Origin of the sequence: Streptococcus periodonticum, from assembly GCF_003963555.1 — a bacterium.
GTDB lineage: Bacteria > Bacillota > Bacilli > Lactobacillales > Streptococcaceae > Streptococcus > Streptococcus anginosus.
In genome coordinates this window covers 1,298,897-1,313,054 of record NZ_CP034543.1, presented here as the reverse complement: position 1 = coordinate 1,313,054, position 14,158 = coordinate 1,298,897, and the positions used below count along the sequence as shown (strand labels likewise).

The 14,158-nt window shown below is 38.6% G+C and carries 12 protein-coding genes; 8 read left to right on the top strand and 4 right to left on the bottom strand.

Going from position 1 to position 14,158, the window contains the following annotated elements; all coding sequences use genetic code 11:
- Positions 1 to 50: 50 nt before the first annotated feature.
- A complete protein-coding gene (locus tag EHW89_RS06365) occupies positions 51 to 2,405 on the bottom strand; it encodes a cation-translocating P-type ATPase (protein WP_126467398.1) in 2,355 nt (784 codons plus the stop codon).
- Positions 2,406 to 2,524: 119 nt separating this feature from the next.
- Between EHW89_RS06365 and EHW89_RS06360 the strand changes: the two genes are divergently transcribed.
- The 6 genes from EHW89_RS06360 to EHW89_RS06340 all read left to right on the top strand — a co-directional run bounded on the left by EHW89_RS06360 (position 2,525) and on the right by EHW89_RS06340 (position 7,771).
- Positions 2,525 to 3,265: a lysophospholipid acyltransferase family protein gene (locus tag EHW89_RS06360; RefSeq protein WP_126467396.1), complete on the top strand. Its 741-nt coding sequence runs from the start codon at positions 2,525 to 2,527 to the stop codon at positions 3,263 to 3,265.
- Positions 3,266 to 3,571: 306 nt separating this feature from the next.
- Positions 3,572 to 5,653: a C69 family dipeptidase gene (locus EHW89_RS06355; protein WP_126467394.1), complete on the top strand. Its 2,082-nt coding sequence runs from the start codon at positions 3,572 to 3,574 to the stop codon at positions 5,651 to 5,653.
- Positions 5,654 to 5,842: 189 nt separating this feature from the next.
- Positions 5,843 to 6,118 (top strand): helix-turn-helix transcriptional regulator, encoded by a 276-nt coding sequence (locus EHW89_RS06350; protein ID WP_126467392.1) that lies wholly within the window; start codon positions 5,843 to 5,845, stop codon positions 6,116 to 6,118.
- Between the two features lie 181 nt (positions 6,119 to 6,299).
- A complete protein-coding gene (locus EHW89_RS09530) occupies positions 6,300 to 6,491 on the top strand; it encodes a hypothetical protein (protein WP_226997564.1) in 192 nt (63 codons plus the stop codon).
- Positions 6,492 to 6,506: 15 nt separating this feature from the next.
- Complete coding sequence (locus tag EHW89_RS09525) at positions 6,507 to 6,767, top strand: DUF3169 family protein (protein WP_226997563.1); 261 nt, start codon at positions 6,507 to 6,509, stop codon at positions 6,765 to 6,767.
- A 302-nt stretch (positions 6,768 to 7,069) separates the two neighbouring features.
- A complete protein-coding gene (locus tag EHW89_RS06340; protein ID WP_126467390.1) occupies positions 7,070 to 7,771 on the top strand; it encodes a CPBP family intramembrane glutamic endopeptidase in 702 nt (233 codons plus the stop codon).
- Positions 7,772 to 7,896: 125 nt separating this feature from the next.
- On the opposite strand, the gene nrdF is transcribed toward EHW89_RS06340, so the two are convergent.
- The 3 genes from nrdF to nrdH form a co-directional block, all read right to left on the bottom strand.
- Positions 7,897 to 8,856, bottom strand: a complete 960-nt coding sequence (gene nrdF / locus EHW89_RS06335) for a class 1b ribonucleoside-diphosphate reductase subunit beta (RefSeq protein ID WP_126467389.1) — start codon at positions 8,854 to 8,856, stop codon at positions 7,897 to 7,899.
- A 152-nt stretch (positions 8,857 to 9,008) separates the two neighbouring features.
- The gene (nrdE, locus tag EHW89_RS06330; RefSeq protein ID WP_126467387.1) at positions 9,009 to 11,168 is read right to left on the bottom strand and encodes a class 1b ribonucleoside-diphosphate reductase subunit alpha; all 2,160 of its coding nucleotides are present in this window, start codon (positions 11,166 to 11,168) and stop codon (positions 9,009 to 9,011) included.
- A gap of 255 nt (positions 11,169 to 11,423) precedes the next feature.
- Complete coding sequence (gene nrdH, locus EHW89_RS06325; RefSeq protein WP_021001901.1) at positions 11,424 to 11,642, bottom strand: glutaredoxin-like protein NrdH; 219 nt, start codon at positions 11,640 to 11,642, stop codon at positions 11,424 to 11,426.
- A gap of 397 nt (positions 11,643 to 12,039) precedes the next feature.
- Here nrdH and EHW89_RS06320 point away from each other — a divergent pair, with 397 nt between their 5' ends.
- Both EHW89_RS06320 and ptsP read left to right on the top strand, forming a co-directional pair.
- A complete protein-coding gene (locus EHW89_RS06320) occupies positions 12,040 to 12,303 on the top strand; it encodes a phosphocarrier protein HPr (protein WP_003023815.1) in 264 nt (87 codons plus the stop codon).
- Position 12,304: 1 nt separating this feature from the next.
- A complete protein-coding gene (ptsP, locus tag EHW89_RS06315; protein ID WP_126467385.1) occupies positions 12,305 to 14,038 on the top strand; it encodes a phosphoenolpyruvate--protein phosphotransferase in 1,734 nt (577 codons plus the stop codon).
- Positions 14,039 to 14,158 lie beyond the last annotated feature (120 nt).

Genomic DNA, 14,158 nt, shown 5'->3' with positions numbered 1-14,158 from the left:
AAGCAGTAAGACAAAAATGTACGTTTTTTCTTACTGCTATACCTTAAATTTTATAAATTTTGTTCCCGTTTGTTCTGTATGTGTGTCACGACAATAAAAGTAATTGTAAATAAAATCATCAAAATGATATAGATTGGGAAGCTGTTGCTGGTTAGAGTAGTAATTTCGATGTACTTTTGCAGGAGAACTGCTGTTCCAAAGAATCCAACGAGGGACCAGAGGATCAGCAGGATCCGCCAGAGATTGAGTGGTAGGCAGGCACGGACAACAGATAGAAAGCCGATAGAACCTAATAAATAATAAAGCAAAGTTGAGATTTCTAGTTGTGACCAGCCATGCAGCCCACCGAAAATATTGACAAATAAAACGCTAAAGACGACCATTAAACCGCTCGGTAGAGCCTTAAAAATAGCTTTTTTAAGAAAGTCGGGTTCGACTGGTTTGATATTGCGCTCAAAGGTGAGGACAAAAGGTGGTAAACCTTCAACAAATTGGTCAATTAAGGTGATTTGAATGGGGATAAATGGAAAGACCAAGAGCCATTCTGCTCGTCCCAGTAAGATACTAGAAATACAAATGATTGTCAAAATGAACGAATAGGTTGTTTTAATGAGGAAAATCGGTGCAATGCGGGCGATGTTATTAACAACACGGCGTCCTTCAAAGAGAATTTCAGGGACATCGTTAAAGTCAGAATTGAGCAAAACGAGATTGGCAACTTGTCGTGTTGCGGGATCTCCTTCAGCCATGGCAATGGAGCAGTCTGCTTCCCGTAATGCCAGAATATCATTGACTCCGTCACCAGTCATAGCTGTGGTGTGCCCTGCTTTTTTCAGGGTTTGAATGATAAGTTTCTTTTGATGAGGAGAAACACGACCAAAGATAGCAGTCGTTTCTGCCAGCTCAATCAACTCTTGATTCGTTACTTTTGAGCAATCAACATAACTTTGGTAGTTTGCAAATCCTGCCTTTGCAGCAATGTTTGATACAGTAATTGGATTGTCACCTGAGATGATTTTTAAGCCCACTTCTTGTGAGCGTAAGTATTCCAAAGTATCAGCTGCTCCGTCACGAATCGGATCTGTGATTTCTAAAATGGCAATGGGTTGAATGCTACTTGGTAAGTGAATGTGTTTATGGTCAATGCGTTCAGGACTAATAGCTAAAGCAAGCACACGCGAACCACGCTTTTGAGCGTCCTGTGCTAGCTCAATTTCTTCATGAAAGAGCATTTCAGGCGCACCGAGAAAGACAGTACCTAAGTCCGACATTTCCATAGCTCCCCATTTACGGTCACTCGAAAATGGAATCATATTACTTGTTTGATAGTCAGTCGGAGTAGTAAATTGCTTGCGAATGGCTTGGGCAGTTGGATTATTGTCATCGCTTGCAGTGATATAAGCACTAAGAATGTCAGAGATTGCTTGTTCTGAAAAATCTTCTGTGAGTGGGCTGAAGGTTTCAACGTGCATTTTCCCTTGGGTAATCGTACCTGTTTTATCAAGGCAGAGCATATCAACACGAGCTAGCGTTTCGACGGAGTACATTTCTTGTACGAGGACTTTTCGCAATCCTAACTTGATGACTGCTGTTAAAAGTGAAGTAATCGTTAAAAGTGCAATTCCTTTTGGCAACATTCCCAGAAGAGCTGTCGAAGTATTGACAACCGAGTCTTTGACAGGTAAATGTTTTACAAAGAGAGCTTCTAGAAAGAGCGCAATTCCGAAAGGGATAATGATTTTTCCTGTAAAACCTGCAATCCTGTCCATGGATTTCATGATACGAGAATTGATTGGTTTGACAGTCTTAGCCTCCAGCATCAGTTTAGAAGCATAATTATCAGAGCCTACATGAGTGATTTTGGCAATAACACGCCCGCTGGCAAGAAAACTTCCTGAGAGCAATTGCTCCCCAATCTCCTTTTGAACAAGGTCACTTTCACCTGTCAACATGGCTTCGTTCACTTCTGCAAAACCGTCTAAAACAGTTGCGTCACTTGGAATTTGCTCCCCCGTAGCCAGTTGAATACAGTCATCCAAGACTAAGTCTTCTGGATTGATTTGACTAGATTTACCATCGCGAATGACCGTTATCTTTTCTTTGTTTAAAAGATTCAGTTTGTCGACCATGTGTTTAGCTCGCAATTCTGTCACGATACCAGAGAAAGCATTGAAGCAGATAACGGCAAAGAAGACCAGATTGCTCCATGCTTGTACAATAACGAGTGCTACGGCAATGGCAAAGTTTAACGCATTAAATAACGTAAAAACATTACGCTTGACGATTTGCCAGGTGCTGGTACTTGTATTGGCTGTAAAATCATTGGTGAGTCCTTGTGAAATTTTTTCTTGGACTTGTTGGTGGGTTAATCCCGTAAATTCTTTCATGTTCATGAGGATAATCATACCATTTTTTTAGTAAAATTTCTAATAGAATCCATTCAGCTGTAACAGTTTTAAAGCAAAAAAAGTTTGCGAGTGGGCATTGGATAAGGTATAATGAAAAGGATAAGAAGGGAGAGCCTATGTTTTATAGATATTTAAGAAGATTGGTGATGTTGATTTTATGGGCTTTAAATGGCAATGCGCACTACCATCATTTGGAGAATATTCCGGATCAAGAGGAAAATTATATTTTGGTAGCACCGCACCGTACCTGGTGGGATCCTGTTTATATGGCTTTTGCGACCAGACCTAAGCAATTCATCTTTATGGCAAAAAAAGAATTATTCACGAATCGCGTTTTTGGTTGGTGGATTCGGATGTGTGGTGCTTTTCCGATTGACCGTGAAAATCCTGGAGCATCTGCTATTAAATACCCTGTAAAAATGCTGAAATCAAGCAATCGCTCGTTGATTATGTTTCCAAGTGGAAGTCGGCATTCGACAGATGTTAAGGGCGGTGTAGCCTTGATTGCGAAAATGGCAAAGGTACGGATTCTTCCAGTCGTTTATGTTGGTCCGATGCATTTGAAAGGATTGGCAAAAGGTGAACGTGTAGACATGGATTTTGGGCACCCGATTGATATTTCAGACATCAAAAAGATGAATGATGAAGGCGTGGAAGAAGTAGCACGTCGCATTCAGACAGCATTTGATCGTTTAGATGCAGAAGTAGCAGCTCTTGAAGTGAAAAAAAGTCCAAATATATTATTGCTGTTGCCACGTTTGATTGCCCTCTTACTATCCCTTGTTGTTGGCTTGTTGACATTTGTTTTTAGTTTTATCGCAAGCTTTGTTTGGGATCCTGATAAACATAGAAAATAAAATGTGTTTTAAAAGAATCTGCGGCAATAGTATCTCAGACTTGAACTACTCTCATAGTAAACATGCAGCGCATCCAATTGCGCAAAGAATTGCTTTGAGGTTGGGAATTTTTGTCCCGACCTTTTTTGTTTGTAAATTTTAAGATATAAGGAACCAAAACACACAAAACTTACATGAAAGCGCTTGCTAAAATAGATTTAAAATAGTATACTAAATTTAAGGTATACGGTTTTAAAAAGGTAATAAGAGTGATACTCACTCTTAAAAGTTGATGTATTCAACATGCAATCATAAAAGGAGAAATATATGAAAAAATTGATTTTTCGCTTAACAATTCTGTTATCTGCTCTTATGCTCTTTCCTTTTCAAGCAGTAGAAGCCTGTACAGGTTTTATTGTTGGGAAGAACTTGACAGCAGATGGTTCGACTTTGTATGGTCGTACAGAGGATTTGGAGCCTAATCATAACAAAGTCTTTAAAGTTCATCCAGCCAAGGACAATCAAGCAGGAGAAAAACTGATTGATGAAACGAATGGCTTTGAATGGCAATTACCTGCACATAGCTATAAATATACTTCTGTTTCAGACGTTACACCAAAAGAAGGTATTTTTGATGAAGTAGGCTTCAATGAGCATGGAGTTTCCATTTCTGCTACAGTATCAGCTAAGGCGAATAAAGCTATCCAGAAAGTTGATCCTTATGTAGAAAAAGGGCTAGCAGAATCCATTATGACAACGGTTGTCTTGCCACATGTCAAAACGGCTCGTGAAGGTGTGGAGCTCATTGCAGAGATTGTCAAAAAACAAGGTGCTGCTGAAGGAAACATTGTGACAATTGCAGATAAGACAGGTGTCTGGTACATGGAAATCTTATCTGGTCATCAATATGTTGCCATTAAATATCCAGACGACAAATATAGTATTTTCCCTAATACCTTCTTCTTAGGAAGTGTTGATTTTAATGATAAGGAAAATGTCATTGCTTCAGAAAATGTGGAAAAAGTAGCACGAGATGCAAATTCCTACAAGGAAATCAATGGCAAGTTCCATATTTCCCAATCTTACAATCCGCCAATGGCAGAAGCTGATCGTTCCCGGGCTTGGGCTGGTATTAAGGCTTTGAACCCAGACGCACCAGTCAATTATGATGATAAATATTTTGATTTGTTGCAATCTAGCAATAAGAAAATCAGCGTTGCAGATGTGATGCGGATGCAGCGGAACCGTTTTGAAGGAACGCAATTTAAACCCCTTGACCAAATGGAATTGGACGGGAAAGGCATTCCTCAACGTGGAAAAGTAGATCCAGTCTATAAATATCCTCTTGGCAATCCAAACGTAATGGAAGCGCACATTTTCCAATTGAAAGATAATATCCCTGCTAGCATGGGTGGTGGCACGATGTGGCTTTCTGTTGGTAGTCCTCGCTTTGCACCATACTTGCCATACTATGGAAATATCAACAATACTTATGCTGCTTATCAAGTTGATACAACGAAATATGACAAAAATTCTTGGTACTGGGTTGCGTCACACATTTACGATATGGCAGCCAAACATCAAAAATTATTTGGCAATAGCATTCAAGAAAAATGGAAAGCTTTGGAAGCACGATTGATTGAAGAACAAGCCAAATTAGATGAACAATACGCAGCTGCAGGTGGAGCTTCGTCAGAAGAAGTGACTGCGTCTAGTATGGCGCGTGCAGAGGAAGTCTTTAAAGAAATGAAAGCTCTAGAAGCTGAAATGGAAGAAAAGATTAAAAATGAGCAAACGCCACCAAGCTCTAGCTCAGAACCATCTTCAAGTACAAGTGAGTCATCTTCAACTTCGTCTACATCTCAATCTTCGTCAAGTACAAACGAAACTTCTACATCTAGTTCATCAGATGTTGAAAAACCAAAACCGAGCGAAACTTCTGATACCTTGGTGGATACAGCTACAGGTGTTCGTTTGCAAAATGCAGATTTAGTAAAGGCTAATCTCAAATTAGCAGTTAAAAAGACAATTGAAGAAAATGCAGATAGCTATGATATTACTTTGACCAATCCAAAAGGTGAAGCAGTGTCACAAGTCAGTTCAACAGTAGTGACAGTACCAGTGAAACAAGGTGCTACGGTGGATTCTGTTTATGCTATGAAAGACGGTAAGCAGGCGGAAAAATTTGATTTTGTTCTCAACAAAGACCAAACGATTAGCTTTAAAACAACACACTTCTCTACTTACAAAGTGAATTATAAAGTTGTTAAAGAAGCGCCAAAACAAAATAGACGTGGCTTCCTTCCGTCAACTGGTGAAAAAGTAACCTTCCTTGGTTTAGTAGGAATTGTCATTTTAGGAGTTGTCATCTTCATCTTAGCAAAACGTTCAAAAAAGAATAATGACTAGTTGAAGTAAGAAAATCAACATCATGTTGAAGGGATTCCCTCAAAGTTAGGTACAAACTAATTTTGGGGGATTTTTATATAAGTTGGATAAATTTCTACATTGAATTGACAATGATAATGTTATTTTTGACAATAATAGTTGTCAAAATGACACGAATGAGTTACAATAGAGATGAAAGGAGAGGAGCATATGAAGCTGGAAAATCGATTAAAAGAACTTCGAGCGCGAGATAGGTTGAATCAAACAGAGTTGGCTAAAAAAGCAGGAGTTTCTCGACAAACCGTCAGTTTGATTGAGCGGGGAGAGTATGCTCCGTCTGTCATCATTGCCTTGAAGATTGCACATATTTTTGGTGAAAACGTAGAAAATGTATTTTATCTAAAGGAGAATAGCGATGAAAAAATGGATGAAAATTATTGGTTTACTAGTAGTGAGTATTTTGCTAGGAATTTTTGTAGCAAATAGTTGGCTCGGAAATTTCCATTTTCCAACTTTTTTAAATAGTACACTTTTCGGGTGGATTATTCGTGTGCTCAATCTGCTTTTATTCTGCATGACAATTTATTTACTACAGTCTAGTCGGGAAATTCAGCAGCAATCAGAATCAAGAAAAGAAAATGAATTAAATGCTTAGGTTTATCAGAAGATGTTCAAAAATTTGGAATATGGTACTATTTTATTAGACGTTGTGACAATCTTGACGATTTTTGATATACTAACATCATTTAATGTATTCATTACTAAAAATAGTGTTTTGATTACAGGCAGTTTATTTCCTTATGTAGCACTTGCTTTTATTCTATATGGACAATATTGTCTCCAAAAGACAATTGAGTAGGTTCGGCATTTTAAATTGCCAATCGTTACATTTCCTGAAGATGTTTTAGCCTTGATGAAGACCTATGGTGAAGCAGAAAGAGAAGCACATTATGAGCAGAGCTTTAAGATTCTTTTTCAGTTAAATCAGTTCATTTTGCCAGCGCTCTACATCCTCCCGTTTACTATTTCGCTTCTATTACGTGAAATTCAATACCTTCCTATTGCAATCGTGGTCTTTATCCACCTCTACATCAATGTAGTAAATATTTCTATGATAAAGAAATACTTTAAATAAGGCTGGTCAAAAAGTATCTCTGCCTCTATCTCATTTAGTGATAAGCGAATGATGCAGTAGGTGATTGCTCAAAGCATTGCTTTGAGGTAGCGGATAGGGCTTGTGAAGCAAGTCTCAAACCTGTTCGCTTTTCAAGCTAGAAAGAACACTTTTGACGAAAACTCTGTTTTTTATCCACCGCCTCAACAGTCAGGGAGACTGTTGAGCAGTCTTGCAGGGAGGGAACTACGAACTTAAATTTTTCAAGATAAGTTCTATCCTATTACCATGAAATATAACTAGTTATACAAGGAGAATCCTTAATGAAAAAAATAGCCCATATTGGACTTGGAATTTTAAAATTATTGGGGCTGATTGTCTTAGTCATGGTCATCAATGGCATTCCTATGTTGTTTCTAGCTAGAGGGCAAGATTTGCCCGTGTATATAGAAATTTTACTGGTGTTAGCCTACCTTGTGCTCATGTTTTTTGCTATCCGCACTTTATGGAGGAGATACCAGACACATGTTTCTGATGACGTGAAGAGCTTGTCTTTTTCATGGGGAGATTTTGGGAAAGCATTGTTGTTCTTTTTAGCGGCAAGAATAGTAGCAGTAGTTGGAACTTATCTAAATATTCTTTTAACAGGACAAAGTACGACCAGCAACGATAACGCTTTACAAAGTCTAGGAAAAATTATGTCAGTTGATCACATCTTTTTTGCTTTGTTATATGTGATGACGGTTGCAGTGATAGCTCCGATAATTGAAGAACTGGTGTTCCGCGGTTTTGCGACGATCTTTTTCTTTGAAAAAGATCAAAAAATAGTGGCAGCGCTCATAACATCTATCATTTTTGCACTTCCTCATATTTCAAAATGGACAGAATTTCCATTATATTTTGCAATGGGATTAGTGCTTTATGCCGCATTTGCACGTCGAGGAAATCTCAAGGATTCAATAGTTGTGCATATTTTAAATAACACACCAGCAGCTTTGGTTATGCTGTTTGCGATGTTTCAATAGCGACTATAATACAATCTTTTACAATAACACAATAAAAACACGAATGAGTTTAATTTCAGCTACTTGCTGGTATTACTTCATTCGTGTTTTTGTGTTATTAGATGTTATTTTTGTTAATTGATATTTTATAACCCGTAATTATAATCATCATCTTGCATGGCTTCAACTTCACCAAGAAGATAACCGTTTCCGACTTGAGAAAAGAAGTCATGGTTAGAAGTTCCAGTTGAAATACCATTCATGACAATCGGATTGACGTCATCAGCCGTATCAGGAAAAAGTGGGTCTTGACCAAGATTCATCAGAGCTTTATTAGCATTATACCGAAGGAAAGTTTTGACTTCTTCTGTCCAGCCGACACCGTCATATAAGGTTTCTGTGTAGCTCTCCTCATTTTCATAGAGGGTGTAGAGCAGGTCGTACATCCACTCTCGGAAAGTTTCTTGCTCTTCTTCTGACAATTCGTTGAAACCAAGTTGAAACTTGTAGCCGATATAAGTACCGTGAACGGATTCGTCACGGATAATCAGCTTGATGATTTCAGCTACATTGGCCAATTTGTTATTTCCAAGATAGTAGAGCGGAGTAAAGAAACCAGAGTAGAAGAGGAAGGTTTCCAGAAAGACACTGGCAACCTTCTTTTCAAGAGCATTTCCATTGAGGTAAATCTCATTGATAATTTCAGCTTTCTTCTGCAAATAAGGGTTTGTATTCGTCCATTCAAAAATTTCGTCAATTTCTGATTTCGTGTTAAGGGTTGAGAAAATAGATGAATACGACTTGGCATGAACAGACTCCATGAATTGGATGTTATTCAACACAGCCTCTTCATGAGGCGTACGAATATCCCCTCGGATAGCTTCAACACCTGATTGGGATTGCATCGTATCCAATAATGTTAATCCGCCGAAGACCTTACCAACAAGGTCCTTTTCTTCAGGTGATAATTTTCTCCAGTCATCCAAATCGTTGGAGAGGGGGATTCGCGTATCGAGCCAGAATTGCTCGGTCAGCTTTTCCCAAGTGGACTTGTCAATGACATCTTCAATGGCATTCCAGTTTATGGCTTTATAATAGGTTTTCATGTTGATTACTTTCTTTTATTCCAATTGATTTTTATCGTTTACAGATAGTTTAAATTTGTTCTGAAAGGCTTTTAAAAACTTTATATAGTACAAAAGAATCTCGCTCATAGCAGCTGTTGTACTAACATAAGCAAGAGAAATTTTAATCCTCGTTAAATCACGCAGCTCTCACACTGATTCGCTCCAACTTCGCCGCCATCATCTGTAAAGGTGCGGACATAGTAGATTGATTTAATGCCCTTGTTAAAGGCGTAGTTGCGCAGGATAGACAGATCGCGCGTGGTTTGTTTGCTTTCAGTTTTCCATTCGTAGAGTCCCTGTGGAATGTCGCTACGCATAAAGAGGGTCAGAGATAATCCTTGATCCACGTGCTCAGTCGCTGCTGCATAGACATCAATGACCTTGCGCATGTCCATATCATAAGCGCTGGTGTAGTAAGGAATCGTCTCAGTTGATAGACCAGCTGCTGGATAGTAGATTTTTCCAATTTTCTTTTCTTGGCGTTCTTCGATGCGTTGCGTAATAGGGTGGATAGAAGCAGATACATCATTAATATAGCTGATAGAGCCATTCGGTGCAACAGCTAAGCGATTTTGGTGATAAAGGCCCTCCGTCATGACCTTATCTCTCAAGTCTGCCCAGTCTTTAGCAGAAGGGATAAAGATATTTTCAAAGAGTTTTTTAACTCGGTCAGATTTCGGTACAAATTCACCAGTTACATATTTGTCGAAGTAGCAACCATTTGCATAATCAGATTTTTCAAAGTTATGGAAAACCACCCCACGCTCGCGAGCAATATTATTGGATTCAACAAGTGTCCAATAATTCATGAGCATAAAGTAAATGCTGGTAAACTCAACTGATTCAGCTGAACCATATTCAATCAACTGTTGAGCCAGATAACTGTGTAAGCCCATGGCTCCTAGCCCAAAAGTATGAGCTAAGCTATTGCCATGATCAATAGTCGGAACGGCTTTGATGTGAGAGCTATCTGTAACAAACGTTAGCGCCCGCGTCATGGTACGGATAGACTTACCGAAATCTGGTGAAGTCATCATATTGACCACATTGGTCGACCCAAGATTGCAAGAAACATCCGTTCCCAAATGTACAAATTCTTGTGCATCATTCAGAAGACTGGGTTCTTGTACTTGCAGGATTTCGGAGCAGAGATTGCTCATGATAATCTTGCCGTCTACTGGATTCGCACGATTAGCAGTGTCAATATTAACTACATAAGGATAGCCAGATTCCTGCTGCAACTTGGAAATCTCAGTTTCTAAATCACGAGCTTTAATCTTTGTTTTGTTAATCTTAGGATTGGCAACCAATTCGTCGTATTTTTCAGTAATATCAATATAGGCAAATGGAACGCCATATTCCCGTTCGATAGAATAAGGACTGAAAAGGTACATTTCTTCATTCTTGCGAGCCAATTCATAAAATTTATCTGGAATGACAACTCCTAAAGAAAGGGTTTTTACCCGTACTTTTTCATCAGCATTCTCTTTCTTAGTTGAAAGAAAAGCGATAATATCTGGGTGAAAGACATTAAGATAAACAACACCAGCTCCCTGACGTTGGCCTAATTGATTAGAGTACGAAAAACTGTCTTCAAAGAGCTTCATAACTGGTACCACACCAGAAGCAGCTCCTTCATAACCTTTGATAGGGGCACCCGCTTCCCGCAGGTTACTGAGGGAAATTCCAACGCCACCGCCAATCCGAGATAGCTGCAGAGCTGAATTGATAGAACGACCGATTGAATTCATATCATCAGTGACTTGAATCAAGAAACAAGAAACTAATTCACCACGCCTAGCACGTCCGGCATTCAAGAAACTTGGAGTGGCAGGCTGATACCGTTGGTGAATGATTTCATTGGCAATATCTTTGGCAATTGCTTCATCACCATTGGAAAAATAGAGTGCGTTGAACAGAACGCGGTCTTCCATGCTTTCAAGGTAATAGTCACCGTCATTTGTTTTGAGAGCATATTGATTATAGAATTTATATGCTGCCATGAAAGATTTGAAATGGAAATCTTGATCATGAATGAAGGTAGCTAGCTCTTCGATGTATTCAGGTGAATAAAGCTGGATGAATTCTTTTTCTAAATAGTTTTCTTGGATTAAATAGTGAATTTTTTCTGTGATAGAAGAGAATTTTTTCGTATTTGGTTCAACATTTTCTTTAAAGAATGCTTCTAAGGCTTCCTTATCTTTGTGAAGCATAATTTGTCCGTTAATTGGACGGTTGATTTCATTATTGAGACGGAAATATGTCACATCTTCTAATTGTTTGAGTCCCATAGTATTCCTTTTCTAAATGTTAGGTTTGATATTTGGCAAAAGAAAGAGGGGTGGGCAAGAACTAAAAATTGAAAATTTTAGTTCGTAGTCTCACCCCACAAAATTACTCAACAGTTTTGAAAGTTGTTGAGGTGGTGAACGAAGAAAACAAAGTTTTCATCAAAGGTACTCTTCCGAGTATAAAAAGTGAACGGAGAAGGTCTTGTCTAGTTATCGCAGTTTTAACCATTTCTCTCATTAGGTACATGTCATAAATTATGATAATTTTTTTAATTTACCAGGTTGAAAACCGGAAAATGCTTCCGTTGGAGTTTGAACGACTGGAGCAGCATTAAAGCCTAAGCTTTTCACATGATTGATGTATTCAGGCTGTTCGTCCAAATTGATTTCACGATATTCCACATGGTTAGTGTCTAAGAAGCGTTTTGTCATTTTGCACTGCACGCAATTGTTTTTTGAGTAAATAGTTACCATAATGAACTCCTAATTTCTTTAAATTCAGTATGGAATTAGTATATCCAAAGCAGGGAATTTTGTCAACTATTATGTTCTAAATATTGTGTTTTGTTTTGGGGTTTTAAATACCATGATACTAGATATAGTGTTTTCTTGGAAAAAGAAAAAGATAGAATGAACTCCTGTTTTGGGCTTCGTTAGACTAAGCTTTCCTTAGGGAACAATGGATTAAAAATGTGTCAATCAATTGGACAGTGAAAATCTCGTTTTAATGAAATTTCAGTAATTCTCATAAAAAAGACTTGCTGAATACACATAAAATTCTTGAAAAAATTTTACAAAGATGTTATAATCTAGAATTGTAAGGGTTATCACATGAGACCCCAAAAAGATTACATTAAAGGAGAGTCAAACTATGGCTTCTAAAGATTTCCACATTGTGGCAGAAACAGGTATTCACGCACGTCCAGCAACTTTGTTAGTTCAAACTGCTAGCAAATTTGCTTCAGATATTACTCTTGAATACAAAGGTAAATCAGTAAACCTCAAATCAATCATGGGTGTTATGAGCCTTGGTGTTGGTCAAGGGGCTGATGTAACAATTACTGCAGAAGGTGCAGACGCTGATGATGCAATTGTAGCAATCGCAGAAACAATGACAAAAGAAGGATTGGCTTAACATGACAGAAATGCTAAAAGGAATTGCAGCATCTGACGGTGTTGCTGTTGCTAAGGCATATCTACTTGTTCAACCGGATTTATCATTTGAGACTGCTTCAGTCGAAGATACAAATGCAGAAGAGGCTCGTTTGGATGTAGCTCTTGAAGCTTCACAGAACGAGCTTTCTGTTATCCGTGAGAAAGCAGTAGAAAGCCTTGGAGAAGAAGCAGCTCAAGTATTTGATGCTCACTTAATGGTACTTTCTGACCCAGAAATGATTGGTCAGATTAAAGAAACAATTCGTGCAAAAAAAGTGAATGCTGAAGCAGGTCTGAAAGAAGTAACAGACATGTTCATCACTCTCTTTGAAAATATGGAAGATAATCCATACATGCAAGAACGTGCGGCAGATATTCGCGACGTGACCAAACGTGTGTTGGCTCACTTGCTTGGTGTACGCTTGCCAAACCCTGCTATGATCACTGAAGAAGTGGTTGTGATTGCTCACGACTTGACTCCTTCTGATACCGCTCAATTAGATAAAAACTTTGTTAAAGCTTTTGTAACCAACATTGGTGGACGTACAAGTCACTCAGCTATTATGGCTCGTACTCTTGAAATTGCTGCGGTTCTTGGAACAAATAATATTACCGAATTAGTAAAAGACGGTGATACAGTTGCCGTGAATGGAATTACTGGTGAGGTTATTATCAATCCAACAGAAGAACAAGTTGCAACCTTTAAAGCAGCGGGTGAAGCCTATGCAAAACAAAAAGCTGAATGGGATTTACTGAAAGATGCTGAAACAGTAACAGCTGACGGAAAACATTTTGAACTGGCTGCAAACATCGGTACACCAAAAGATGTTGAAGGTGTGAATGCAAATGGTGCAGAAGCTGTCGGGCTTTACCGTACTGAGTTTCTTTATATGGATTCGCAAGATTTCCCAACAGAAGATGAGCAGTATGAAGCTTATAAGGCTGTTTTGGAAGGAATGAATGGCAAACCAGTTGTTGTCCGTACAATGGATATCGGTGGGGATAAAGAACTTCCTTACTTTGATTTGCCAAAAGAAATGAATCCGTTCCTTGGATTCCGTGCTCTTCGTATTTCTATTTCTGAAACAGGAAATGCAATGTTCCGCACACAATTACGTGCACTGTTGCGTGCATCTGTGCATGGACAATTGCGTATCATGTTCCCAATGGTTGCTTTATTGACTGAATTCCGTGCAGCAAAAGGCATTTTGGAAGAAGAAAAAGCTAAATTGCTTGCAGAAGGTGTGGCAGTTGCGGACAATATTCAAGTTGGTATCATGATTGAAATTCCAGCAGCAGCAATGCTTGCTGACCAATTTGCAAAAGAAGTTGACTTCTTCTCAATTGGTACTAATGACTTGATTCAATACACAATGGCTGCTGACCGTATGAACGAACAAGTTTCTTACTTGTACCAACCATACAATCCTTCTATCCTTCGCTTAGTGGATCGAGTAGTTAAAGCTGCTCACGCTGAAGGTAAGTGGGCTGGTATGTGTGGTGAAATGGCAGGCGACCAAACTGCTGTTCCACTTCTAGTTGGTATCGGTCTGGATGAGTTCTCAATGAGTGCAACATCTGTTCTTCGTACACGTAGCTTGATGAAGAAATTGGATACGAAGAAGATGCAAGAACTTGCTCAACGTGCTCTTACAGAATGTGCAACGATGGAAGAAGTTCTTGAACTTGAAAAAGAATATCTTGATTTTGAATAATATCGAAACGGAGACCATGGTCAATTAAGACAATTGGAATCTCAATTATTGAAAGAGGGCGTTGTTGTCCTCTTTTTTATATTGCAGATAATTTAGGTTTTCCATGCTCCTTTTCACTTC

Excerpts from the sequence above, each read along its gene's own strand:
- EHW89_RS06365 (WP_126467398.1), bottom strand. The coding sequence starts at position 2,405 with ATGATTATCCTCATGAACATGAAAGAATTTACGGGATTAACCCACCAA.
- EHW89_RS06360 (WP_126467396.1), top strand. The coding sequence starts at position 2,525 with ATGTTTTATAGATATTTAAGAAGATTGGTGATGTTGATTTTATGGGCT.
- EHW89_RS06355 (WP_126467394.1), top strand. The coding sequence starts at position 3,572 with ATGAAAAAATTGATTTTTCGCTTAACAATTCTGTTATCTGCTCTTATG.
- EHW89_RS06350 (WP_126467392.1), top strand. The coding sequence starts at position 5,843 with ATGAAGCTGGAAAATCGATTAAAAGAACTTCGAGCGCGAGATAGGTTG.
- EHW89_RS09530 (WP_226997564.1), top strand. The coding sequence starts at position 6,300 with ATGTTCAAAAATTTGGAATATGGTACTATTTTATTAGACGTTGTGACA.
- EHW89_RS06340 (WP_126467390.1), top strand. The coding sequence starts at position 7,070 with ATGAAAAAAATAGCCCATATTGGACTTGGAATTTTAAAATTATTGGGG.
- nrdF (WP_126467389.1), bottom strand. The coding sequence starts at position 8,856 with ATGAAAACCTATTATAAAGCCATAAACTGGAATGCCATTGAAGATGTC.
- nrdE (WP_126467387.1), bottom strand. The coding sequence starts at position 11,168 with ATGGGACTCAAACAATTAGAAGATGTGACATATTTCCGTCTCAATAAT.
- nrdH (WP_021001901.1), bottom strand. The coding sequence starts at position 11,642 with ATGGTAACTATTTACTCAAAAAACAATTGCGTGCAGTGCAAAATGACA.
- EHW89_RS06320 (WP_003023815.1), top strand. The coding sequence starts at position 12,040 with ATGGCTTCTAAAGATTTCCACATTGTGGCAGAAACAGGTATTCACGCA.
- ptsP (WP_126467385.1), top strand. The coding sequence starts at position 12,305 with ATGACAGAAATGCTAAAAGGAATTGCAGCATCTGACGGTGTTGCTGTT.